This window comes from Njordella calcicola (assembly GCF_056494125.1).
In genome coordinates this window covers 6,161,772-6,187,383 of sequence record NZ_CM151396.1, presented here as the reverse complement: position 1 = coordinate 6,187,383, position 25,612 = coordinate 6,161,772, and the positions used below count along the sequence as shown (strand labels likewise).

17 protein-coding genes are annotated in these 25,612 nt (G+C 53.3%); 7 read left to right on the top strand and 10 right to left on the bottom strand.

Annotation, left to right across the window (positions count from 1 at the left end; translation table 11 throughout):
- Nucleotides 1–8: 8 nt before the first annotated feature.
- The gene (locus SH302x_RS23815; RefSeq protein ID WP_479365373.1) at nucleotides 9–2,105 is read right to left on the bottom strand and encodes a hypothetical protein; all 2,097 of its coding nucleotides are present in this window, start codon (nucleotides 2,103–2,105) and stop codon (nucleotides 9–11) included.
- 302 nt (nucleotides 2,106–2,407) lie between these two features.
- On the opposite strand from SH302x_RS23815, the gene SH302x_RS23810 reads away from it, so the two are divergent.
- Entirely contained in the window at nucleotides 2,408–2,839 is a 432-nt protein-coding gene (locus SH302x_RS23810) for a hypothetical protein (protein ID WP_479365371.1), read from the top strand.
- Here the strand turns inward: SH302x_RS23810 and glnE are convergent.
- The 5 genes from glnE to SH302x_RS23785 form a co-directional block, all read right to left on the bottom strand.
- Complete coding sequence (glnE, locus tag SH302x_RS23805) at nucleotides 2,745–5,714, bottom strand: GlnE family protein (RefSeq protein ID WP_479365369.1); 2,970 nt, start codon at nucleotides 5,712–5,714, stop codon at nucleotides 2,745–2,747. The genes SH302x_RS23810 and glnE overlap by 95 nt on opposite strands.
- Nucleotides 5,715–5,949: 235 nt before the next feature.
- Nucleotides 5,950–6,921, bottom strand: coding sequence for an AEC family transporter (locus SH302x_RS23800; RefSeq protein WP_479365368.1), 972 nt, complete (start codon nucleotides 6,919–6,921; stop codon nucleotides 5,950–5,952).
- A gap of 92 nt (nucleotides 6,922–7,013) precedes the next feature.
- Nucleotides 7,014–7,964, bottom strand: a complete 951-nt coding sequence (locus SH302x_RS23795) for an aldo/keto reductase (RefSeq protein ID WP_479365366.1) — start codon at nucleotides 7,962–7,964, stop codon at nucleotides 7,014–7,016.
- Nucleotides 7,965–8,057: 93 nt separating this feature from the next.
- On the bottom strand, nucleotides 8,058–9,041 hold the full coding sequence (locus tag SH302x_RS23790; protein ID WP_479365365.1) for a TIM barrel protein: 984 nt from the start codon (nucleotides 9,039–9,041) through the stop codon (nucleotides 8,058–8,060).
- 151 nt (nucleotides 9,042–9,192) lie between these two features.
- The gene (locus SH302x_RS23785; RefSeq protein ID WP_479365364.1) at nucleotides 9,193–10,464 is read right to left on the bottom strand and encodes an HD-GYP domain-containing protein; all 1,272 of its coding nucleotides are present in this window, start codon (nucleotides 10,462–10,464) and stop codon (nucleotides 9,193–9,195) included.
- 372 nt (nucleotides 10,465–10,836) lie between these two features.
- On the opposite strand from SH302x_RS23785, the gene SH302x_RS23780 reads away from it, so the two are divergent.
- Nucleotides 10,837–11,655: a PEP-CTERM sorting domain-containing protein gene (locus tag SH302x_RS23780; RefSeq protein WP_479365362.1), complete on the top strand. Its 819-nt coding sequence runs from the start codon at nucleotides 10,837–10,839 to the stop codon at nucleotides 11,653–11,655.
- A gap of 115 nt (nucleotides 11,656–11,770) precedes the next feature.
- Here the strand turns inward: SH302x_RS23780 and SH302x_RS23775 are convergent, their stop codons facing one another.
- A complete protein-coding gene (locus tag SH302x_RS23775; RefSeq protein ID WP_479365361.1) occupies nucleotides 11,771–12,553 on the bottom strand; it encodes a Nif3-like dinuclear metal center hexameric protein in 783 nt (260 codons plus the stop codon).
- Nucleotides 12,554–12,744: 191 nt separating this feature from the next.
- On the opposite strand from SH302x_RS23775, the gene SH302x_RS23770 reads away from it, so the two are divergent.
- From SH302x_RS23770 to SH302x_RS23755, 4 genes are all read left to right on the top strand, one after another.
- Nucleotides 12,745–13,887: a 3-keto-disaccharide hydrolase gene (locus tag SH302x_RS23770; RefSeq protein ID WP_479365360.1), complete on the top strand. Its 1,143-nt coding sequence runs from the start codon at nucleotides 12,745–12,747 to the stop codon at nucleotides 13,885–13,887.
- Between the two features lie 166 nt (nucleotides 13,888–14,053).
- Nucleotides 14,054–15,013 (top strand): sugar phosphate isomerase/epimerase family protein, encoded by a 960-nt coding sequence (locus SH302x_RS23765; RefSeq protein ID WP_479365359.1) that lies wholly within the window; start codon nucleotides 14,054–14,056, stop codon nucleotides 15,011–15,013.
- Between the two features lie 298 nt (nucleotides 15,014–15,311).
- A complete protein-coding gene (locus SH302x_RS23760; protein WP_479365358.1) occupies nucleotides 15,312–16,487 on the top strand; it encodes a type IV pilus twitching motility protein PilT in 1,176 nt (391 codons plus the stop codon).
- A 114-nt stretch (nucleotides 16,488–16,601) separates the two neighbouring features.
- Complete coding sequence (locus SH302x_RS23755; RefSeq protein ID WP_479365356.1) at nucleotides 16,602–17,960, top strand: ATPase, T2SS/T4P/T4SS family; 1,359 nt, start codon at nucleotides 16,602–16,604, stop codon at nucleotides 17,958–17,960.
- 734 nt (nucleotides 17,961–18,694) lie between these two features.
- On the opposite strand, the gene SH302x_RS23750 is transcribed toward SH302x_RS23755, so the two are convergent.
- Nucleotides 18,695–20,029 (bottom strand): DEAD/DEAH box helicase, encoded by a 1,335-nt coding sequence (locus SH302x_RS23750; protein WP_479365354.1) that lies wholly within the window; start codon nucleotides 20,027–20,029, stop codon nucleotides 18,695–18,697.
- A 145-nt stretch (nucleotides 20,030–20,174) separates the two neighbouring features.
- Here SH302x_RS23750 and SH302x_RS23745 point away from each other — a divergent pair, with 145 nt between their 5' ends.
- Complete coding sequence (locus SH302x_RS23745) at nucleotides 20,175–21,821, top strand: HEAT repeat domain-containing protein (protein ID WP_479365353.1); 1,647 nt, start codon at nucleotides 20,175–20,177, stop codon at nucleotides 21,819–21,821.
- Nucleotides 21,822–21,990: 169 nt separating this feature from the next.
- Here SH302x_RS23745 and SH302x_RS23740 read toward each other — a convergent pair whose 3' ends face one another.
- Nucleotides 21,991–24,498, bottom strand: coding sequence for a prolyl oligopeptidase family serine peptidase (locus SH302x_RS23740; protein ID WP_479365352.1), 2,508 nt, complete (start codon nucleotides 24,496–24,498; stop codon nucleotides 21,991–21,993).
- A gap of 12 nt (nucleotides 24,499–24,510) precedes the next feature.
- Nucleotides 24,511–25,428 carry a sugar phosphate isomerase/epimerase family protein gene (locus SH302x_RS23735; protein ID WP_479365351.1) on the bottom strand — a complete coding sequence of 306 codons (918 nt, stop codon included), beginning with the start codon at nucleotides 25,426–25,428 and terminating at the stop codon, nucleotides 24,511–24,513.
- Nucleotides 25,429–25,612 lie beyond the last annotated feature (184 nt).

Below are 25,612 nucleotides of genomic sequence, written 5' to 3'. Positions count from 1 at the left end.
CATTTGCTTCAATCGGCAATAGAAAGATTCAAGGCTGCGGACAAATTAGGATCGGAAAGTTGAGCCACCGAGGGAGCACAAATCCTCGCGACACAGTATTGCGAATATCGCTGACCAGGCAGCGCGATGACCTTGAGCGTCGCTCGGCCCTGGTCATCCATCGGTGACAGGGGCAGCAGCGATTGCCGCACTTTTGCAACGTTGCTTTCATCGGGCATCTTGATCAACTGGTAATGGATCATCTGCCGCTGAGCCGTCGGCGTTGTTAGCACCAACCGCCCCAGAGTATCGACAACTACGGTCAACGCGTATTCATCCAAGATAAAACGACTCACCTGTGCAAAAGTGCGATTTTTTGTAAGCACCACCGTGGATGCCTGCGGCGTCAATCCATGCTGCCAACACTCATTCCAGTCAATAATCATCGACAAACCGAACTCTTCCGCCGCTTTAGTTAAGACCAAAGGCACCGGCCGACGTCGCGCAAAATGCTGTTGGCCTAGCTTCTGCAACGATTGGGCGACAATCGCCAAGCTGGGTGAATCATCCAGCGGGACAGCTTGGTCTTCCCCACTTGCTTGCGTTTCAGGAATCCGCAAACCTTTTATCTGAGCGATGACGTCCAAAACCTCGCGATGAATTTCACCGCTCAGATCGTCCGAAATGGTCAACTCGCTGTTTTGCAGGCTGAGCTGCTGCGATGCCTCTGGAAATAACGCTTGGAAGAATTTCAGCCACGCTTCCGCTGTTGCGTCGTTGGCCAACCATGGTGCCAAGTCGATCTTGTTTAGCAGCGTATCAGTCGGACTTGCCAGCGGTACGATTCTGGGGAGCAAGCCCGGTAATGAATTCAACGTCAAATCATATTGACTCAACAAATCCAAATAGACCGCTTCCAACGTGGTGTTTTCGTACTGTCCCGAAACACGCTTTGCAAAGTCGATGTGGTGCATGCGAATGGCCGCCAAGTCCCAATCGCAGGGTGCACCGAAGGCACTCTCTAGCGTGGTGAGGGTCTCAAGCAACGGCAGCTCTGGAATCCTCAGGCGAATGATCTGTGTCCCCTTGATCTCGTCCCAAATGGGCATGACTGCTGGATCAGGATGATACAAGGCACCAATCTCAACTTGCTCCATTCCGACTTTGCCACCATCGACTTCGTCTGGCTTCAAGATCGTTGTCTCTGGCAGCATCGGCAAACTGCCCAAGTCAAACAGGCCCGCATACTTCTTCAGCTCCTCAGGCACGTCTTGGCTCACTGCGGCTTGATTCTCCGGCGATGGTGGAGCTGCGGTTGGGTCAACGTTGAGATCAAGCTTGGGGCCCAACAAGAATTTCAAAGGATCATCGGCTGGCAGTTGATCTAAGCTTTGTCCCGTCGTGACTGCCGGCGACGTCGTTTGCGTTTGCGTTTGCGTTTGGACGTCAAGGCTGTCGTTGCCCACAGTACCCGGAGCCAACGTTTCCTCACCACTGGTCGCAGTGGGGCTAGCGTCCAGTTGAGTTTGCGTGGCCACGTCCGCAGCAGGAGTCGCGGGCTCGATTGCACCAGCCGCAGTTTCACTGTTGGCTGGCGGGTTCTCTGGCAAACTTGTTGCTGGCGGTGTGGCCACTTCTGCGGCAGGATCGGGAGCTTGATCGTTTTGAGCAACCACCGGCTGAGTGCTGCTTCGCATTGAACTCAAAAAGGCAATCAACACGACTGCAGAAATTGCAAAGATACAGATCGCTAAACCGGCTAGTAAGTAAACCTGGCGGCGCTGAGATGCAGGCGTTTGCCAGACTTGACTTGGATCGGCTGCGGAAACATCTCCCATTTCGATCGCCGACGGCGTCGCAGCGACATCGCCTGCAGCCTCTTGGCGGCTCGCACTGAACTGCTCAGGAGCAAAACCGGACGCCGCACTCAGCGCTTCATCGACGCCATCGAATTCCCGCGTTAGCGCTTCCGAAAAGACGGGCGGAGCTTCACGGTCAGTGCCCCCCAACGCAGCCGCTGGTGGGTCGGGATTGAGCGAGTCGAGATCGACCGATGTCAACGCTTGGGAGTCTAACGGCAAACTCGCAGGGGACGCTTTGGCATCCAACGACGAAGGGACTTGCACGGGCCCTTTGCAACGAGGGCATGTGACGACTTGCCCCAGAAATTTCTCGGAGCGAATGACAAGCTTTCCGCCGCAACTGGAGCACGGCACTCGGATCGGATTCAAATGACCGCCTAGTCAGGAGGAAGGAAGGTTTCGGATTCCGTCAAAACTATCCCAATATTCTAGACCATTTTCCGCGGGCCGAAAACGAAAAAGCCCGCGTTCGCTTGAATTCCAATCCGTGTGGCTCGACAAATCCGTGTCACAACAGGCATAATCGCGACTTCGATGGTTCTGTTTTCCTCTTCAGGTAGCTGCTTGTGGTACGTCTGGTTCTCCGCGGCTTGGCTTATTTCTGGGCAAGTCCCTGGTCGTTGCTTGCGCTGGGGGTGGTAAGTCTCGCTCGCGCTAGCGGCGCGAGAATTGTCATTCAACAAGGCGTGTTGGGGTGCTATGGGCCCCAGGTCCAGCGCTTGCTCAGATGGGCACCGATTGCCGGAGGTGCGGCTGCGATCACGTTTGGCCATGTTATTCTGGCGACCGACCAAAGCACATTCCAGCGGACCTTTGAACATGAAATGGTGCATGTTCGTCAGTACGAACGTTGGGGAATCTTTTTCGTGCCCGCTTATCTGCTATCGTCGCTGTGGCTGATGCTCAAAGGCAAAGATTACTATCGCGAGAACCCGTTTGAGAGACCGGCATTTGAACTTGACGCACAGCGCCAGAAAGAAAACTATCCAACAGCTTGACGACGTCGTTTTCGATGCCTTCCACGCGATCCAATACCGCATTCCAGTCCTTGTCGGATAAAAAGTAAGCCAATCGCCGCTGGCTATCGACATCTTTGCGAAGCTCAGTCGATGAAGACTTGCAAACTAGCTGCAATGCGACTTCCAGTTCGCCTACCTTTAACTCTACGGCGACTTGTTCGGTGGCATATTCCGTTCGCTCCTTCCCAAAAGCTCGCAACTGAATCAGCAACTCACTGCATTCTGCCAGACGTTGCTCAATAGCGATCGATTTGCGATCGTCGGCCGAACGTCGCCGCATTCGATCGCGAGCCGACTTCAACGCATCGACGACCGCCGACCAATCAGCGCTTGTCCACAGGGAATCGAGGTTTGTCATAACCAACTCGGCAAACCCGATATCACCTGCAATCAACCGCATGGTTCTTGTCGCACTTTTGTCGACAATCGAGGCCTCTTTGAAGATCGTCATCAAATCTTGTCGCGAAAGCGCTAATTGGGATCGCCCTTGCATGGGCCCCCAACGAAACTGCGCTTCGTACATGCGATCTCCTACCGAGGTGGATTGAATCTGCTGCAAAATCGACTGACCCAGCTTGTCGTAAACATGCTGTACCATCAAACCACTGTCATTGATCGACCCAGAATCATCAGCGCGATAGACCAATAGCATTGGCAATCGATCTCGAAAATTCAAGCGCCGTGCGCCATAACGACCAATCGCAAAGATGGCATAGCGCCCGGCCAATCTCGAGTGCATTGAAGCGACTTTTACGCCGTCGTTTTCACTCCAGTAATTCGTTGACAGCTTCGTTACGATCGCATCGGCAACCTCCGACAAAGCAAGTTGCGTTTCTTTGGAATCTGACTTATTCAATAAATGCCGGATTCCAATTCGAAGCATAAAAGCGCGTTTGAATTCCGCGATCGTTTGGGTGTTGCTTTCGCGTTTAGCCAGCTTGCCTAACGTGCCGTGGACCTCAGCATGCGATGGTAAACGCCCCAGCAAGAGCGAATCGACCAGCTCATCGATCATCCCTGGCGATTGTGTCAACTGATTGGTCAAGTAAGGGCTGCTGGCAGACAATCGCACCATGGCATTCATCGTCGCCGGGATCTTGAGGAACAGTTGCCACAGGACCGCTTTACCGCCCAATGATTGAGCGATTCGATTCAGGTTATGCAGTGTGCTGAGCGGTGCCGGCGTGGCGGAAACCACTTTTAGTAGCGCGGGCGCAATCTGCGCAAACTGATAGCGACACTGACGAGTTGAAAGACAGAATAGCTCCTCTTCCCCCATTTGCGATAACAAATCGTACGTCGCTTGCGGATCATCGATGTTATACTCTCGCAAGACGTGAGCCACCCACGCTTTAGGAGGCGAGGGGTCCATGATCAAATCGGATTCTTCCGCTGGCCAACTAGCCGCTGGTTGCTCGTCCAGCAAGACATCGAACAGTGTGTTCTTTGTGGCTTCAAACGTTTTAGCATTGCGTTGGCGACGATAATGGAAACGACCTTCTTTACTGGGGCGTTTGTCCAAATTCGATTCCAAAACTAGCTGATTAAAGGCTCGTAGATTCTCCTGCAGCGACAACGCCTGTTGATCCGTCAGCTTCTTATGCTGCTGTAAACTTCTGATGGCATCGAAGGTATTCAACGTCCGCAGAGCGTCGGTTTGATGCCCATAGGTCAATAGCAACAGATGCACCGTCTTGGAAATCAATTGCACGCCCTGAGCAGGGTTCGCATCATCCCAGCGCAAGTACTCGCGGCCCGAAAGTTGTCGCAAGATTTTACGTGTCAACACGCCGACGCCAGCCTCATCCGCTGCGACAATGTATCGACGATAGATCCACGGATACAACGAACTGACAAACGCCGCACCAGCCTCGTTATCGCCAGCGATGGTACGCAACTGGATCGATGCTTGTCGTTCCCAAGTCCGACCTTTCGTATCGTAGTACTGAGATGCTCCATCGAAATCTTGCACCATCGATTTAAATGCATTGGGCAAGACCGTCCAGCGGAGAGCATACAACCGATTGCGTTGATCAGGGCCGCCCAGCATGTCGTCGATGTCGTGTACCAATCGCTCGAAGAATTGTCGGTTGCTGATCGATCGTGCGGCATTGGTTTTTCCTGCGCAATCTGCCAACAACATCAGTTGAATCGGCGTATCAAGATTTAGCTCTTGGCCACCTAGCTCTAAACCACCCATCAATGCGGCTCGAGCCACACTGCGATCTTCTCGTTGCGGTACTCCAAAACGTTGGATAAGCGACTGATAGCAGCGATCATAACACCATCGAATAATAGTGTCGGCAAGCAACGAGATCCGCTGCAAAGATAGCTCGATCGATACGCCCTGGTAAAGTTGCTCCATGGCGATATCGATAAGCATTGAACGCTGGATCTGCAGCACTTTCCGAGCGGCCGAACCGCGCCCGGCATCACCAGCGGCTGCCGCTTCTATGGCCGCTTCCACCTGCACAGTAAAGTCCGCCAGAGCAGGCAATCCGTCGGCTCGTCGAAGTGTTACCTCTTGCTGGATCAGCCAGTTTTGAACGACCGAACCTAAATCAAACGCTCGCAGCAGCTTCTCCAGCCGACGGAATTCATTGAGTAGCTCCGACAACTCGGCCGCATCATCCACATGCCTCGCCACGTACGCTTGAAACGCTCGAAAGCTTCCCAGTGAATCGCTGAGTGATGCCAAGATCGGTGGCAGCCGCTGGCATAGCTGGGCATAGACTTCTGCATCCAGCGGCAAACTCTGAAACGCCAGAAAGTAGGTCTCGCCTTGCACGAGATCGATCATGCCTGCGGCGCGCAGCCACAGATGAATGCTTTCAGTATCTTTAGGCGGCTTCATCGATTTCGGTCAGTTCGAGGTTGTCGTTGTCCAAACTGGAAGTCCCGCTCTAATGCCTCACCATATTCTGATGTTCAAATAGAGGAGCGAACTCCCATTTCCAAGCTTTGATTTTTGCCGCCTACACCTACTATCCTATCACCTCTTGCTTGCCGAAGAAACAGTCCAATAGCGAGTCGTCAACGTATTCAATCGAGTTTTCCGACAAGTTGCCTTGAAACGTGCGTTTTCGACACTAACTAAGCTGCACCCCCAAATACCAGCAGCCAACCGCAATCCAAATCGGGATCGTCACGATTCCAAGTGCTGATGTACCCAGCACCACCCGCAATGATGTGTCGATATCCCCGCCATATAATCGCGTCATGACAATCGGGAATGTGGCTACCGGCATGGCCGCCTGCAACAAAAGGACTTGATCCAATGCATTCGTCATCGGAACGTAACGCGCCGTCAGCAAAAACAGGATAGGTAAGACCAACAAACGCACGACCGAGGCCAGCCCTAAAATCGAAGCTCGCTGCCGCCAATTCACGGCACTGAAATTCTCCGCAATGATCGCGCCGCCCAACATCAAGCCCACAGGGATCGCACAAGGACCTAATAGATTGCACGTTTGCATCACCGGCGCGGGAATGTAGTTCCCCCAACCTAACTGCTGGACAGCTAATCCCAAGATCATGGTCCACAGCGGCAGCGACCCAACAAGCCGCTTTAATCCTTGCCGAATCTCGCCACTGATCACCAACAGACCAACACTCCAGAGCGCTATGTCGACGCCGATGTTGTGGATCAGAAGCGGATGGAATGCATCAGGGAAAAATTGCTCAGAGAGCGGAATCGGAAAGTAACCGTAATTGGCGATACCTGTCGTCAAGGCAAAGGTTCGCTGAACCAATGGACTGGTGATTCCAAACCATGGCCCAATCATACGAATCACAAACCACGCCATCGCAAAACCGACACAAGTGGTCGCAAAACCAATCACCGGTGGATACCAGATCTCATTGAGCGAGCCCAGCGGTGCTCCGGCCGCTATCTTCTGAATAAAGTACGCCGGAAAAAGTACGTTCGCGATTACCGACGCCAACGACTTGTCCACATGGCGATCTAACCAGCCAAAATAAACAGCTATCGCACCTGCCAACATCACCATCAATACACCGGCCACCTTCGAAGCAATAGGCAGCATGTCGGCTAGGTTCATTCGAAAGCAACGTCTTATTGGATGGGGCGGACAGGAAATTGAGCAAGCAAGTAAGCAAGCTTGTGGGTGAAGTTTGTGGTGCTGGTTTTAGCTTAAGCCGCATGTTCTGCAAGTGCTTGGTCAATCCTAGTTCGCAGATCCACGGGTAAAGGCGCAGCCATGGCCAACGCTGTCTCCGCAATTTGCTCTGGTGTCTTGGCTCCACACAAAACCGAACCAATGCCGTCCTGCGCAATCGTCCACGCCAAGACCAGCCTCGCGACGGGCCAGCCGCTGTCCTGCGAAATAGACCGCAGAACATCCAAGAAATCCTGGCATTTTTCCCATGCCTGCCCTTGGTAAATCGGATAGCTGCGACGACGATCGTGCTCGAGCAACTGATGATCCCGCGCCATCGAACCAGCTAGCAAGCCCTTCATCAAAGCCCAATACGCGACATACGAAATCTGACCGCTGGCCAGTGTCGGTGCCATCGATCGATAAACCTCCTGCTGCAGCATGTTCAGCGGTAACTGCAACGCGACCGGTTGAACAAATTTGGTGAACCTTTCCAACTCCATTTGGTTGACGTTGGACACGCCGATATGTCGAGCTAAACCTTCTCGCTGTAGATCAGCCAGACATGCTGCACTTTCCTCAATCGGCGTCACCGCGTCCACGCAGTGCAAATAAAGTAGGTCTAGCCGATCTGTGCCCAGTCGCTCCAAGATCTCGCAGGTATGTCTGCGCAGCGTTGCCGGTCGCGTATCCAAACGTCGCTCGCCTCGCTCGTCGTAATACATGCCAACCTTCGAGGCCACTACCACATCGCGATAGTCGCCATCGAGCGCCGCTCGCAACACACGATCGCTGCGCCCATCCAAGCCATAGCTGTATGCCGTGTCGAAATGATTGATGCCGCAGATCCGAGCCTGCTGTATCGTGGCAATACTCGCCGCGTCGGTGGCTCCCAAGGAAGTGATCCCCGCAATCGGCCACAAGCCTAATGCAATTGGGCTTACAAAAAGATCGCTGCTGCCAAGTCGTCGGTCGGGTAAAATCAAAATCGGTCTCGATGTTCGTTCGTAATAGTTCACTTGGGCGGTGGACTGATTGATGGCCTTTCTGATCTGCCAGTCACTCAATATATCTGGCTATCAAAAGCTATCTGCTGCACGATAGGCATCAATGACGGCTTGGTCACCAGCGGCACCCTTCTGGCTATTGCCGTGCTCCATCCCAACGACGCCCTGATAGCCTTTCGCATGCAGGTGCTGAAAGACTTTGCGATAGTTGATCTCACCTGTCCCCGGCTCTTTGCGCCCAGGGTTATCGCCCGATTGGAAGTAAGCAATCTCGCTCCAACAAGCGTCGATGTTCGGAATCAAGTTGCCTTCGGTGATTTGCTGATGGTAAATGTCAAACAAGATCTTGCAAGCAGGGCTGTTTACCGCGCGGCAAATCGCAAACGCTTGATCGCTGCGTTGCAAGAATACGCCGCCATGATTGGCATACCAGTTCAATGGCTCAAGCACCATGACCAATTCGTGTGGCTCCAAGATTTCGGCACAGCGCCGTAACATATCGATCGCATTGGCTGTTTGGTATCCCTCAGCGATACGCCCGCCACCGTACCTGTTCCAAGTCGAATCGGCATGCTGCTGGTCTACCGAACCTGGAACTACGGTCATCCATTTTGCATTGACTCGTTTAGCGATCTCCACGGACTTGCGCATGGTTTCTAAAATCATGGCCGTCGAAGTTTCGTCAGGTCTTACGAATAGAGGCTTATCAAAGCTTCCGAAAGCGACGAAGACTCCCATTTGCATGTTGAGATCGTCCAATGTCTTTCCGATTTTTTCCTGCAGCGAAACTTCGCGATTGGGCAGTCCATTATCTTCCCAAGCCGTAAAACCTTGATCAGCGGCGAACTTGATTTGGTCGATTACATCATTGCCTGCCAAATTCTTAAACATGCCTTCATGCGGAGCATAACCTAGCTTGAATTTCGCCTTGCTGGCAGGCTGACTGCCCGGCGAGTTGGGTGCCTGAGCCTGCGATAGTACCGTTGGTGAAGGCAAGGCCACCGAGGCAGAGAGGGCAGCCGAAGTGACAAGAAAGTTGCGCCGTGAATGGGTCATGGATGGCAGTTCTTGGAAAGTGAGCGGGAGTTTGGATCGGTTGGTTCAGGCCAAGTGAACGAGAAATGTTCACTTAGGACATCTTCCCATTGTACTCCAATTCAACCGCTTGGATGTATCCCCGGCCGATAACCCAACCGCTACCGGACGCCTAAACCAAGCATGCTTCCGGAATCCATAAACGATTCGACATCGTCGACATCTTTATCCGGCGCGATCGCAATTGACGAGCGTCTTGCAAAGGTTTGATGATCTGCTGGCCAACGTTTCGCAAATTCACAATTTCCGAATTACCGTCATGCTTCATCACCACTGGACTTGTAAAATCGCTCCCTAAACTGCGATAAACAGTTGCTCCCGTATCATCGTCAAGAACGACGGGGGTGCCTACGGGATACATCGAGGATGCCGATAACAAATGACAAACAACTTCGCGATCAAAGGCCCCTTGCTTGGTGTGGTATACCAAGTGCGCTAGGACGTCGGCTGGAAAGTAAGGGTCTTCGTGCGGATCGGAAATCAAACGCACATAGGCATCCGCTACGTTCAAAATGCGTCCGCCAAAACTGATCTGCTCCGCACACAATTTGCCGGGATACCCACTGCCGTCGATCTGCTCGTGGACTTCTCGGATCATGGTCAGGACCGAAGCGCTGATACCGTCAATTTCCGAGAACAAGTGAGCGCTCAATAGCGGATGCTCACGTTGCAACATGGCATAAGACAATTTGTTCGCTGCTAAAGACTCGACCACCGGCCGCATCTCTTCCAGCAGCGAAATGTCGTGCATCATTGCGGCTGTCGCGATCGACGAGCAGGTCGTATTATCCAAGCCTGACTCGCTGGCGATCACCGATGCAATGCCCGCTCGCAAAACGCTCTGCGACAAAATTGCTTTACTGGGAGATTCCAACTGCAGATCAATATTGCGCGACGCCAGAGTGCTCAACGCAACGGCCGAATCGGCACGTGCCACTTGCTGGAAGTCCATCCAAATCGCACTTAGACTTGCCGCTGGTACTGGCAGTTTACAAGATAACCGATGGATGACGCGTGCCAGTGCATCGCTTGCGGCGTCCAGCGACTTTTCAGCCTGCTCGATCGATTCGTCAGAATACTGCTGGAGCAGTTCCGCCGCTTGGTCGCTACCAAGTGCGTCAGGCTGAAAGGCGTCTTCAAGATGACGCGTGCCATCTCCTGGCCGCGTTCGTCGCAGCAAACCCTCCCCGCCCACCACTTGGTCGGACGCAGGATCCGCAATTACCACCTCGGTAATGCCGTGCATCCGAAGCGACTTGATGTCGTCTTTGGTCAACTGGCTGCCGGCCCGCAGCAAAATCTGGTTGTCATCGGTGATGACGTCCTGCCCGAGAACAGCACCAGCTCGCACTCGCCCTACGGCAATGTTTTCGTCGAGTACCATTCATCTTCCTCGCGGAGGTTCTTACCGATTGGGCGAAAAGTGCTTTTGCTGCTGCACTCCTGAGAAAAACCTACTCCTTGTATTGCCATTGACACGGACTTTATTGCACAAAAAAGCACAGTCTTCGGATTTCCGCTCCCCCTGAGCGGTTTTCCGAACTGCCAAGTAGCAGCAAAACCGGCACGTAGGAAACAAAGCGGGGACGAGTCCTAGGCCTGATCACAATCGCCGATTTCTGGCCCCCACACTAGTTGACACCGAAAAACAACTTTCTAGTATGTGCATACGGCATGCATTTGCACTCTTTTGGTTTTTCGAGTGACAGCAGTGGCATGCTGCATCCATTTATCCTACCTCCAGCGGAGAATCTAAATGACGAGATACATTCTGACCTTGGCGATACTGGCGACGGCGATTCTTCCGCCTTCGGTGGGTTTCGCCGATACCATCAATTTTTTCGGCGGAGGCGCTGACCTGACGTTTTATTACAACAGTACCGCAGATTCTTTTGACGTAGTTTTTCGGCCGTCGAGCAACAATCTTGAAGGCCAAGGTTGGACCGGCGGGACACCATACGGTTCGCCTCCCGGTGGTGTTGGCGGCAGTTCTAACGACCGGGCGTTCACCAGCCTAAACCTGCTAGTAACTCAACCGCAACTAGACTCTGCCAACAGCCAAACTTATTTCACGATTGGACCTTCTGCAGGACCTGGACGCCCCGACTTGGGAGTCCGAATGCGATTCCGCGAGAATGTCGTAAACGATCAAAACCAAACTGTCGCCGTCGATCAGTTTGCAACCCTTCGCATGACGTTGGACTGGGACGCATCAACCAAGCCGTTGGGAAGCGAGTTTGCGCTTTTCCGACGCGATGCCTTCAACAATCCTGTCATGCAATTCGAAACAGCCGCTTCAGACTTCAGCGCTGATTTCGGGAACTATGCCCATGCCCACTACATTTACGGTTTCTCGGAATTGGGCCAGTACGACTTGGTGTTCAACATCCAAGGCCTAGATAGCCTGGGTGCACCAGTCACCAGCTTGGGAACCTTTAATCTAAGCGTCACCGCCGTCCCAGAACCAACCACCACGGGACTCGTTGCAGCGGGCCTGGGTTTAGTGGCTCTGCGACGAAGATTGCAAAAACGAAAATGTGACGCTGAAGTCCTTGGCGAAACGGCCGTTGTTTAAGTGAGTCCTGCCAGCAGGTCACCCTTGTGTTGCATCCGATCAGCCTTGCGCCATCGGATGCAATAGGAGGGACGTCGTGCAGTTATAGCACTAGCGTTGAGATCGCATAAAGCCTTTACAAACGATTTCGATCGGCTTGGCAGGCCCAGACTTCTTTCAGTTCAATTTCCGCTGCAATTCGATCAGCCAACGTGTGCATCGAGAACGCTTCGCTGCGGTGATGCCCGATCATGACCATCGCAACTCCGCAGGCGGTCGCTTGCAAACATTGATGGTAAGTGGCCTCGCCAGTCAGCAGCGCATCGGCGCCCATCGCGATGGCTTGCGGTAGCATCGAGCCACCACTGCCACAACAGATCGCAACGCGGCGGACAGGGTGATGCAGACCATAGTTCGAACGTGGCGCATCGATAACGCCAGTCGTAGCTACCAATCGATCCAACAGTTCCTGGATGGTCGCCGGTTCAGGAAGCCGGCCAACGCGAGCCGAACCGGTGAATGGATCATCTTGCGAGCGAGGCGACAAGGCTTGGCAGTCGACCAGCTCGATTGCCCGGGCTAACTGGTCATTGATGCCACCTTCCGCGTTGTCCCAAGCCGTGTGCGGCGAGTACACAGAAATGCCATTCTGCAAAGCTTCGCAGATCAATCGACCGGTCAGATCCTGATTGGTGATCTTTTGAATTGGTCGGAACGGTAGCGGGTGATGCGTAACGATAAGGTCCGCTTGGCGATCAACCGCTTCCTGCAACGTAGCATCGGTGATATCCAGCGTCGTCGTGACGCGGTCGATTTGGCTGTTTCGCCAGCCCAACAGCAAGCCAACGTTGTCCCAAGTTTCAGCCAGATGCAGCGGGGCGATCCGCGCCAGTGCCTTGAGCACATCTTCCATCATCATGACGATTTCCTCCCCTTACCTCGAAACCCAACTATTACAAAACGCTAGCTCCTGTTTCTACCGCACCTGTTGCGAATTACAATCAGGACCCAGTTCGAGCTGATAGTGTACGGAGGGCAAGGGTCACGAATTTGGCTTTTGCCCCATCGGCTCCCATTTTGCAACGGTTCTCTCCATTTTCGGATCAATTGATGAATTACTCAACGAAACTCCTTGCCATCGCTTTGTCGATTGGATTGACTCACGGCGTCTACGGCCAACTGGTCACTGGCTGGAAGGCCCATGACTGGGATCGCCCCACCCCCGCGGTAGTCACGCCTGGAGAGTCCAATCTTCCAGCGGCCGCTCCATCCGATGCAATCGTTTTGTTTGACGGCCAGAGCTTGGACGCTTGGTGCGATAACGAAGGACAATCGTCGCAATGGAAGATTGTCGATGGAGTGATGGAATCGGTGCCGGGCAGCGGCTATATCTTTACCCGCCAAGCGTTCGGGGACATGCAATTGCATATTGAGTGGGCAGCGCCTAGTAAGGTAGAAGGCAAAAGCCAAGGCCGTGGAAACAGCGGCGTATTTTTGATGGGCTTGTTTGAAGTTCAAGTTCTGGACTCCTTTGATAACCGCACCTACGCCGATGGCCAAGCGGGATCGGTGTATGGTCAGTATCCGCCGCTGGTCAACGCGTCGCGCAAGCCTGGCGAGTGGCAATCGTATGACATTATCTTCCACCGGGCGAAATTTGATGCTCGAGGTGACTTGCGTGAGAAAGCGACCATCACGGTCTTGCATAACGGTGTTTTGGTCCAAGACCACACGCAACCGCTGGGGCCGACCAGTTGGATTCAGCATCAAGCCTATCGCGACATTGGCCCCAAAGCTCCGCTTAGTTTGCAAGACCATGGCAATCCTGTGCGATATCGAAACATTTGGGTCCGCGAGCTAACCGATTACCCTTATCCGCCACCGACGCAGCCTTACGATGCAGTGAGCTTTGTTCCGTCGACCGAGCAACTGGAACGCTTGGTAGGCGAGTATGGCAGCGGGCAATGGCAGCGATATAAGATCAGTCGCGAGGGTCGGACATTGAAGCTGAACTTTAACGGCAACGATTTTGCTTTGGTGCCCCATTCCGATCTGGAATTCCAGCTTCCTTATACGGCGGCGACGCTGCGTTTCCAATCCGACGAATCCGGCGAGGTTACAGGCTTGCACTGCATCATGGGGGGCGATACGACACGGGCGAGGAAGCGATCGCCAGCACCGCCTGCTGCCCAGGCCGCTGCCGAACCAGCTACGACCGAACCAGCTACGGAAGAAAAGACCGAAACCCCGTAGATACGTGGGCGTCTTTCGGTGCGCGGGCGTCCCGCCTGCTTAATTTTTTCGCCAAGCTAGCCGCGGCAATCGTTCGTACTACAATACACGCCTTAGGCGCATACCGTCGAACTTTCCTGTTCGCCTCAAATTCCATCCTTCCTTAATGATAGGTACCACCTCTCCTATGAATCCCCAATTAGATCGCCGATTCTTTTTGCAAGGTGCCGCCCTGGCAACCGCTGGTTTGGCCATGGCACGGCATGGAATGGCCCAAGAAGAGAAGAAGAGTGAAAAGCTCTACGATATCTCGCTCGCACAATGGTCGCTCAATCGCCAATTCTTTGCGTTCCTAGGTTCAGGGCGTGGAGGCGATGTAGAAAAGCTGGATCCAAAAGATTTCGCTATCATCAGCAAAGAAAAATTCGGCATCGAAGCGGTTGAATACGTCAACCAGTTCTACAAAGGTGTTGTCCGCGATCAGGCTTATTTGTCCGATTTGAAGAAGAAGGCTTCGGACGCAGGCGTCAAGAATGTTTTGATCATGTGTGATGGTGAAGGCAACTTGGGCGATCCCGACACCAAGAAGCGAATCACGGCGGTTCGCAATCACATCAAGTGGTTGGAGTGGGCCGCGGAATTAGGCTGCCATTCGATTCGCGTCAATGCGTCGTCCAGCGGCAGTTATGATGAGCAAATCAAGCTGGCCTCTGATGGCCTGCGTCGTTTGGCGGAGATCGGCGATACCTATGACTTGAATGTCATCGTCGAAAACCACGGTGGACTTTCCAGCCATGGCCGTTGGTTGGCCACGGTCATGGAAACAGTCGATCATCCACGTTGCGGCACGCTTCCCGACTTCGGCAACTTCTTTATCGCTCGCGGTCGCGAGTCCAAAGAGTATGACCGCTACCTTGGCACCTCCGAGCTGATGCCATTTGCCAAGGGTGTGAGTGCCAAGTCGTACAACTTCGACGACCAGGGCAATGAGACCGCCACCGACTTTGAAAAGATCATGAAAATTGTGGTCGACGCGGGCTACCGTGGTTACGTCGGGGTTGAATTTGAGGGGCCGGGAGATTCTTATGAAGGGATCATGGCCACCAAGAAACTGCTTGAAAAGGTCCGCGAGAAATTGTCGGCCTGATTTTCAAGCCCTTTCGATGCTTAACCCAACCATTCCTGCCAGCCGCTGCAAATGTCCAGCGGCTGGTTTGGTTTTGTTTTCGCAGTTATAGAGCCCTTGGAAGGCCAACTTGGCACTTTAAGGCAGCTTTTGCCGCGCCAAACTGAACCGAAGTTTGTTTTATGACATAGGATTTCACGGAAAATCTGGGCGAATTCTCGCTCGTTGTCTACAATGATTCCGAAGTCGACTCATCCTTGCGACCCTTTCGTTCCGCCGTTTATCTATCCTTTCGCGTTCACGGAGTAGAAGCTAACCAATGGCAACAATCGAGGCATCTCGTCCGCAAATTTCCGCCGCCGACCGTCTGGCCAGTCAATTGCTCCAGACCAAAAAGGAACTGGAGGTCGATAAACTATTTCGTGCTGCGGTGAAGACCGAGGCCAGCGATTTGCACTTGAAAGTCGGATCTCCGCCAATCGTTCGTGTCAAAGGGGACCTGCGTCCGCTGAATCGACCGGCCATTGATGTCGAAGAGATGGTGCGTTTGTTGATCCCCATGCTGGATGAACGCAACCGACGTATTTTTGAAGAAGAAGGCGGCGCGGACTTTTCGTACACCGTTGAAGTCGAAGGCGAGAACTGGCGATTCCGCGTCAACATGCTCAAGCAGCTTGGTCGCCCAGGCTTAGTCGCTCGTCGTATCAATAACTTCATCCCAAACTTCGAAGGGCTCTATCTGCCACCGGTGATGGAGAGCTTCTGCAAGTTCGACCAAGGGATGGTGTTACTCGCTGGTGTGACTGGTTCGGGCAAAAGTACCACGATCGCGTCAATGTTGAACTGGATTAACCGCAACTATCGCAAACACATTCTCACGCTAGAAGATCCCATCGAATTCGTTTACAGCGAAGATAAGTGCTTGATCAACCAACGGGAAGTCGGCGTGGACGTCAAAGACTTTGAGATTGCGATGAAGCACGCTGTTCGCGAAGACCCGGACATTATCTTGGTCGGTGAAATGCGTGACCAAGAGACCTTTATGACCGCGATCCATGCGGCAGAAACAGGTCACTTGGTTTTCGGTACTATCCACGCCTCCAGTGCTCCGACCACGATTGGCCGTATCTTGGACTTGTTCCCCGAAGAGATGCATACCGCGATCCGCAATGCGATGGCCTTTAACATGAAGGGCATCATCGCGCAGAAACTACTCAAATCGATCAAGGAAGGCGTCTCACGCGTACCGACTTGCGAAGTCATGTCGTTTAGCCCAATGATCAAAAAACTGGTTCTGGAAGGCAAGGATGAAAAGTTGGCCGACGCGATTCGGATCGGTGCGGCCGATGGCATGCAGGACTTTACAATGAGTCTCAAGCAGTTGATTGACGATGGGTTGATCGACCGCCCAACAGCGTTCGAAGTCGCCCCGAACCCCGAAGCACTCAAGATGTCGCTCAAAGGTATCAACGTTTCGCAACCTGGTATCATTTAAGCCAACCCAAAGTAGTAGGCACACTCCGTGTGCCGCCACAAAAACGCAGGCAGACGGCACGGCGGAGCTTGCCTGCCACTGTATAAAAATTCCACCTCATCAATATCAAAATTCATGGCACTTCTACGACGCAAAAACACCAGCAATACCAACACCAGCAACAATGATGGGCCCGTGTTGCCCACGCTGGACCTCAAACTATCGGCCTATCCCAAGAATGAGGCGCAAGGGGTCTTGGTCGCTAGCCGCCAATTGCCCGGATACCCAACTGCACTTGGCCTGTTAGGCACCGCGTTGTTGTCCCGAGCCGATCGAATTTTGATGGACTTTTCGGCCAACGCAACGGCAGTTCGATTTCGAGTCGACGGCGTTTGGGAAAATAACCCTCCGATGGATCGCCCGACTGGCGACGCGGCCTTGGTGGTGTTCAAAAAACTCTTTGGCATGAACCCGAACGAACGTCGTGCTAGGCAAAATGGCTCGATGGGGATCTTGTCCAATAAAATCGACTGGATTGTCGAGTGTACGTCGCAAGGCGTGAACGCTGGCGAGCGAGTGTTGATCACTTTCGAGACCAAAAAGCCGACGCTCAAAACGATGGAAGAGCTGGGCATGCGCGATTCGATGCGAGAGCAATTCCGGGGAGTCATCAACGGCACCGGCGGTATTGTGGTGATTTCCGCTCCTGCCGGCCATGGCTTGCCGACGACGTGGCGAGTCGCGTTGGAAACGGCTGATAAATTTGTTCGCGACTGGGTCTCTTTAGAAGATGGCGCTGATCCCGACCCCGAAATGATCAACGTGACGCAGCACAAGATCAAGACTGACGAAGGCGAAAAGCCGATCGATCGACTCAATTACGTGCTGCTTAAGCAACCTGACGTTTTCGTGATGCCGCGATTGTACGACGATCAAGTCGTCAAGGCGTTGTTGGAGCAGATCACAGGTCCTGAGAAGCATATTGTGACCAAGCTGGTCTCAAATGGCACCGTCGACGCGGTCCTGCAGTTGCTCACCGCCCACCGCGGCCATGCCAAAGAGATTTTGATGAAGCTGCATGGGGTATTGAACCAACGGTTGGTGCGACGCTTGTGCGACCATTGCAAGCAACCCTTCGCGCCGACGCCGCAGATGTTACAGAAGCTTGGGATTCCGCCTGGCAGAGTCTCCAAACTCTATCAGCCCTTTGTTCTGCCTCCGCCGGACAAGCGCGTCGATGAAAAGGGCAATCCGATCGTGCCCTGTGCGCACTGCGGAGGTCGTGGTTATCTTGGTCGAGTGGCGATTTTTGAGTTTTTGGTCATCGACGACAACTTCCGCAAAGCGGTGCTCAAGTTCGCTAGCCAGCCGGACCAGATCCGTCAGTTCGCCAAGCAGAATGGGCACCTTGGTTTGCAAGAAGAGGGCATCCTGGCCGTCGCGTTGGGCTTAACGAGCTTGCAAGAATTGCAACGCGTCCTAACCGCCAAGTAGCATTTAGTGAATCGCTAGCGGGCCTCTTCGTTTAACCGTCAGCCGTAGGCGTACGCGGATTCTTCACCCTCCCGTTTGGGAGGGTCGGACGCGAGTAACACGAGCGTCCGGGGAGGGAACGCCATCTCAACGCTCACCTGCCCATTGATTTCGCATCGTCTCTTTTAGCCGCACGCGTTGGTCTTGTAGGCCGGCAACAAGGTCGCTCTGCCATTGCCGGAACTGCGCAAAGCTAATCAAGTAACCACGCTATAAACCAGCGACGTTTACTAACCTTCAGCGACCGTTGTTCCGGCGCTGAGATCGCTTTGCTGGTTACCGGCCTACTGCTGTTCTTCGTTTAACCGTCAGCCGTAGGCGTACGCGGATTCTTCACCCTCCCGTTTGGGAGGGTCGGACGCGAGTAACACGAGCGACCGGGGAGGGAACGCCATCTCAACGCTCACCCGCCCATTGATTTCGCATCGTCTCTTTTAGCCGCACGCGTTGGTCTTGTAGAACGGCAACAAGGTCGCTCTGCCATTGCCGGAACTGCGCAAAGCTAATCAAGTAACCACGCTATAAACCAGCGACGTTTACTAACCTTCAGCGATCGATGTTCCGGCGCTTAGATCGCTTTGCTGGTTACCGGCCTACGAAAGAACTTCGTTCAACCGCACTGGCATCGCCCCGCGTGCGTGCATCAGTGATATCAACGCGGCCCGATGGGCACGCGGTTAAACGATATTTACAACTTATCGTCGACGTGTGACGCGTCGTCGAGTCTTGAACAACGTCGGCTTAGCTGCCTTCACGGCTGCTTCAGCCGATGCCGCCGCCGCCGCTTCGCTGGCCGCCAGTCGTTTCCCGCTGCCCAGTACCGGCAGCGACAATTCATCTTTGTCCAACAAGCGATTAATGCGTTGTTCGATATCGGTCAGCAGCACTCCGTCGTCACGGCTCACGAACGAAAAGGCGATGCCTTCGCGTCCCATACGACCAGTTCGCCCGACGCGATGGACGTAATCATCGCAGTCTTGTGGCAAATCAAAGTTGATAATGTGCGAGATGGTCGATACATCGATTCCGCGTCCCACCACATCGGTGGCTACCAAGAGGTCAATTGTTCCGCTGCGCAGTCGAGCGAACACGCGGTCACGCTGCGGCTGGGACATGTTGCCATGAATCGTTTCGACGCGTTTTGTCTTCAAGACAGGATCTTCTGCCAAGGATTCCTCCAGCTTGCGATGCAGTCTCGCCGTTCCAAGTTTCGTCCTGCAGAAGATGATCGCTTGCGGCGGTTGCTCGCGCTGCAACAGCTTGATCAATAAGTCATACTTCTGATGCGATTCGCAGGTGATATAACGCTGAGCGATCGTGTCGACGGACATGTTGCGGCTGGAGCAATCGATATGTACCGGCTCAAACAGATACTTCTTCGTCAACTCGCGGATCTCTTCGTCAAATGTCGCGCTCAGTAGCAGCGTCTGGCGATTGGTTGGGCAGTTTCGCAGAATCCGCTCGATGTCCGGGCGAAAACCGATATCCAGCATACGGTCGGCTTCATCGAGAACCACGCACCAGAGGTTGGACATGACCAAAGACCCACGTCGCATGTGGTCGATAACGCGACCGGGGGTCCCGACGGCCACTTGGGCACCGTTCTTTAATTGTTTTAGTTGTCGGTCCATTGGCTTGCCGCCGGCCAGTTCTACCACGCTGGTGGGGACGCCTTCGGCCAGCTTCACAAATTCGTCGGTCACTTGCGTTGCCAGTTCTCGTGTTGGCACAAGTATCAACGCTTGGGGGTTCCGCGAGTAGCTCAGTGGGTCCAATTGATCCAAAATTGGAATTGCGTACGAAGCGGTCTTTCCGGTCCCAGTACGCGCTTGCCCCAGAATATCAAAGCCTTCAAGCGCTTTGGGAATAACGCGTGCTTGAATAGGGCTGGGATCGACGTAGCCCGCTTTTTTTAACGCCCGGAGCATGATGGGGGACAGATCCATCTGATCAAATTGATCAACGCCATCTTGATCTAAGTTGTCCTTTTGCAAAACTTCCTCTATCACGATTGTTGGATCACTACTCATTGTTTGTTGTCTCATTACCCATACGTTATCTGCGCATTGGTCGTTGGTCAATTCGCCCCAGCCCATCAAAACGCCTTAAAACCTAAGCGAACTAGAGCAAAACAGCTTACAAGCTACGGAAATCACCTTGCAAATCGAGAACCACATGGAACCTGTCGACGGTTGGCTGGAAGAAACGTTTTTATGGATCGGAGCCCCAGATGAAAAGGAATTACAAGCTGCGGCGCTGCGTCAGGAAGAATTGCCACCCACTGGTCGGTTGGCTGCGCCCTCGGAATTAGAATGGCCCGTCCACCTGCTGCGCCAGTTGCCCGAGTTTCTGCAAGAATATTTTGCGGAAAGTCGCGATATTGAGCTAACGGCCCGCCGTGTGGACCAAGTCGTCGACAATCTTGCGGTTTGGATTCAGCAGTTTTTGCACAAGCTGCGTCATTCCAAGTCGACGGATGTTGGTCATCTGCAAGAACTGTGCACTGCCATCTTGCAGGACTGGAGCGAGTTGTACAGGACGCTGCAACCGTTCCATGCCTTCCAATCCGAAGAGCGGATTTTGAGGACGATTCTGACTCTGCCCAGCCTGGAGGCTGTGCGGGTTTGGGGCCAGTTGCTGGTGGCTGCCCCGCCCGCTCACTACCGCGCTGCGGTATCAAGCGTCGAAACCTTGACTCGCCGCAGCGACTGGAAGTCTGACGATCTGTTTCCCGATCTCCTGGCGGCCTTGGAGCATCCGACGACGATCGCCTCGGTGCTTGATCTGGCGAACTGGGCCATGCGGCATGAGGCGGATATTGAGCATCCGGCGGCACCGTTTCGCGAGCGATTGAATTCACTGCTATCGGCCGTAGTATCGCGACTGTCCAAACTGGAGTCGGACCCCACCAGCTTTGGCAGCGACATCCGACTGATCCAACGCATCCTGGACGAATCGGTTGCCCTGTGCATCGCTTTGAGCGACACGCTTGGGCTAATGCAAGCCGAAGAAGCAGTCGAGACGCTGTACCAAGCTGCCAATCTGCGGCACCGTCGCATCGCTTGCGAGGCTGCGGCGGCTCTAACTCGACTGGGAGATGATCGCGGCAAGAAGCTACTAATTGACCTGGCGGCCGAGCCGATGGCGCGGCTTCGCGTCCTGCATTATGCCGAAGAGTTGGACTTCTTGGACGACATCGAAGATACGTGGCGCACCGAGTTATCGAAAGCAGAAGCATTGTTGGCGGTGTGGTTAGCTTTGCCAGAAAACTTTGGTATCGCACCGCATCATATAGAATTGATTGACCAGCGAATCATGATGTGGCCCGGCTATACCGAACCGCAGACATGTTACCTCTTTCGATTTGTCTATCCGCTGGCCAATGGCCAGTATTCGAACATCGGCATCGCCGGTCCGCTGACGCATGCATTCTCGGCGGACATGGCAGAACTGCCCGAGTTAGACATCTATGCTGCGTTTGCGGGTTGGCATGCGGAACATCCGGAGATCTTCGAAATCGCGCGCAGCGAATTTAACCTCTCGCAACTGAACATCGCCACCAGCATTATCGAGTCGTTGCAGCGGACTGGGTATGGCGACGTGCAGGCGGAATTCTTGGGTAGCTTCATGGGCGAATCGGTGTTGATTGCATCAGCAACTCACAGCAGCGTCGAAGGCGTCGTGGTCTCCGACGGCAGTGAAGTCCTATGGTACCCAGCCACCGGTCGTGCTCGTCCTGTCGGAGCCTTTGAAGCGTACTCCATTTACAAAGGCCGCCGCTTCCTACGCGCTTTCAATCCCGATCTATTTGATCGTGATTAACAAGAATGGCTCACGCGGAGAACGCAGAGGGGTGCACTTGAGATACAGGATTTCCTCCTCGCCTCCGCGCGACAAAGCAAATGCAAGTCCTGTAATCTGTACAAAAGCTTGACCGTTGTTCGCTTCCGACATCTTGCACTTTGTAGTCTATTGCCGTCAGGAAGGAAACTTACTTATTCGCCCAGCGCAAGAAGAAGTCCATGGTTCGCCGCTGACCATAGGGCGAACTACCAATGCCATGGCCTGCGCCAGGAAATACAATCAACTCAAAGTCTTTCTTGGCCTGTATCAATGCCGCTGCCACTTGCATCGTCGAAGCAGGATCGACATTGCGATCCAGCTCTCCCACCGTTAACAGCAAACGACCCTTAAGCTTGGCTGCATTGCTCACATTGGATTGGTCGGCGTAATGCTCGCCCACCGGCCAACCCATCCATTGCTCATTCCACCAAATCTTATCCATGCGATTGTCATGACAACCACAGTCTGCAGCCGCAGCGGTATAAAAATCACCATGAGCCAACAACGCTCGCAAGGCACTCTGCCCTCCGGCGGATCCACCCCAAATACCCACTCCGCCACTTAAGTCAAAGTTGGGGTACTTCTGCTCAGCGGCCTTCAGCCAAGCGATGCGATCTGGGAAGCCACTATCGCCTAAGTTCTTCCAGCACACATCATGAAAAGCTTTACTGCGATTCGATGTTCCCATGCCATCGATCTGAACAACGATAAAGCCAAGCTCCGCGAATTTCTCTAACAGGCGATTGCGCCCAAATCGCTTCGGCACAAAAGAATCATGAGGCCCCGCATAGATGTATTCCAACACCGGATATCTTCGACTCTCTTTAAAATCACTTGGCCGCACGATGATGCCAAAGATATCCGTTTGCCCGTCACGGCCTTTCGTAACAAAGGGTTCCGCCGGTTTCCAGCCTTGGCGACGCAGCCTCGAATCGTCAGTCGTCTCCAACACCGTTGCGAACTCTCCCGACTGGGCGTCGATCAGCACAGACTGGGTCGCAGTATCGATTCGACTGAAACGATCAATCAACCAGCGACCATTGGGAGAAAAGCTCCACTGGTGGTCTCCATTGCCATGCGTCAATCGCACAAGCGATCCTGTTTCCAGATCGACCCTCACAAGATGCCGAAAGTAGGGGTCTTGATCAGGGTCCATCCCACTGACCACTAACCAAATTTGATTCTGCTCTCGATCCACACGTTCTACCGAACGGACTACCCAGGAACCTTGAGTCAACTGCCTGATGACTTCGCCGGTCTTCAGGTCGTACAGATACAAATGGTTGTGGCCATCGCGTTCGCTCATCCAAATCGCTTGCTGGCGATCGTCCAGGAATTCCAGATAGTGCTTCTGCGAATAGCAGAAAAAAGTCGTCGACGTTTCCTCGATCAGTGTGCGGACCGCGCCATGGGTGTCCAGCGCGAGAACTCGGAAAACTTGATGCCCACGTTGATTGAATTCAAACCGAAACTCCGTTCCCTCAGAGTTCCATCCACGTCCTTGCAAATCAAATTGATTTTCAAAGCTTTCTGTCGGAATCGGTTTTGCCGACTTCGATTCCACATCAAACAAATAGGGCTGTAACTGATCAAGTTTATCACCCGGTTTGGCGTAATCGAACGTATGCAGTTTGGGTTGCAGTTGATCCTTGGGCGACGATTCTACTAAGGTAACTTGGCGTCGATCACCAACTGCACGGCGAAAGACAACGAAGTGTTGCGAACTAGGCGACCACCATACAGGGCCATCAAAGCCATCGGTAGCATTGCCATCGGTGGTTGCAATCCAGGTGTCCTTTGATTCCACATTGACGACGGTGACATTGCGTTGATCGAGCGTGACTTCCAAGCGACCGTCGGGCGAGAGGTGTTGTGCGCTGCGTTGATTTCGTTGCGATCGCGAAGGACGCTTCGGAACTGTCGGCAAGTTTGCGTGGATCACCGCGTTATCGCTGCGATGAGTCGCTTGGAACATGGCCAGGGAGTTGCCTTGCAAGTCTTCCACCAGCCACACGTGGCCTTCAAATGTATGCTGCTCGCGTTGGCTCGCCGCAGCAACTTCACCATAGGCCACTTTGTTGCCCGAAGGATCAACCCACAGCAGTCGTACCGGTTGTGGGAGTTGATTGTCAAATCGAATGCCTGAATCACGGCTACTGTTTCGCGAATTGCGCCAACGCTTCAGCGGCTCTAAACCAACTTGCCCAGTAGCTGCAGCTTCCGATGTCAATTCCAGCAATGTCTTATCCACTCGATCCCAAGACCATCGTCGATCAAATACTGCAAATGTGAAATGACGTGCATCTTGCGTTAAAGCCATGCCACTCAGCTCAGGCAACCCCTGATGGTCGCTTCCAAGTTGCTGATTCAACCGTGGAAGAAGCTCTTCGGGTGTTAGGATTAGCTCGCGGAGTTTTCGCTCGGTATCGACGAGTACATAGTCCAGCTCGGTTTCACTAATTCTCACAGAATACCAAGCGAACCGTTCTTCGTCGTCTAACCATTGCAGCTCAATTGCATCACGGTACAGCGGTTGATTCCATCTATCGTCCAACGATTCCGCTTGAGCGATTTTGTCCGCGATGGACTGACTTTTGACCTGATTGACTGGAATCGAAAAAACATAGAGCAGCAGTAACGGAAGGAACTTATTCATTTTTGACTGCCGCTATGGGAATGATCTCCAACGCGGCCTTTCGGTAGGTTTTTGTTGTAATTGATTTACGATCCAGTTTAATCCAGACAAGTTATCTTCCAAGCGAGCCTTCGCATCTTGATCGGTATGGTTAAGGATACCGATGCGACCAGTATACCCTGACTCGCCGATGATCTTCATCAAATGCAGATCCAGTTCACCTGCGCCGATCGGCAGAATTTTAGCGCCGATTTTATCTCCGTTGACTTGCATGCCGTTGAGATTGATCGCGTACAGGTAAGGCTTAATTGCTTGTAAGATCTCCTGAAGCTGCTCGACTTGATCGTGAGCATGATGCAAGTTGTATACGATGCCGATGTTGGGCATGTCCAGTCGCTCGATCAGCTTGACTTGATTGCGAGGGTCGCCGAACCAGCCGCCGTGATTATAAAACCCCACGGTACAATTCGCTTCCGCGGCCGCCGCTGCAATCGGCCGCAATCGTTTAAGTTCGGATTGGATAAACTCTTCTTCAGCGTCACCTGACAATCCTGCATCGCCGCCGCCCATGACCCATAGTTGTGTGGCCACATTGTGCTTTTTCAACAGAGACAGAATGAGCTTAGCTTCTTCGTTCAGCGTTGTTGGAAACCACCAAGCAGTCAGTTCGATGTGATGGTCCTTAAGCTGTTTAATTTCCTCTTCAAAGGTAGGAACATGTTCAGGGCGGTAGTCGTAAGCAAAATGTTGCAAGCCTAGTTCGTTCAGCATTTGAGCGCGAGCTTGCGGCGAACGCTTTTCGGCATCGAAGGGTACGATGCACCATGCGATCAAGTTCTCGCGTTTGAAAAGATCGGCATTGAATGGCTCTGCATGGACAATGGAGACTAGTCCAGCCAGCAGCACAAACAGTGTGATTGCTGGCAATCGCATCGCGGAAGTTGCAGTCATGAATTTACTCGCGAAAGTTTTATAAGTTTAGTCAACGGTCTTGCGAGTGGCCGCAGTATCGTTCAAGGAAGCGGGTACGGTTGTTCGTAGTCCCGCCTTTAGGCGGAATTCGTTTGAGTTTTCCGCAAGCGTGTCCGGCTAAATCTGGTACTACGAACAATAATTGAACGGTATCGTTAACCCG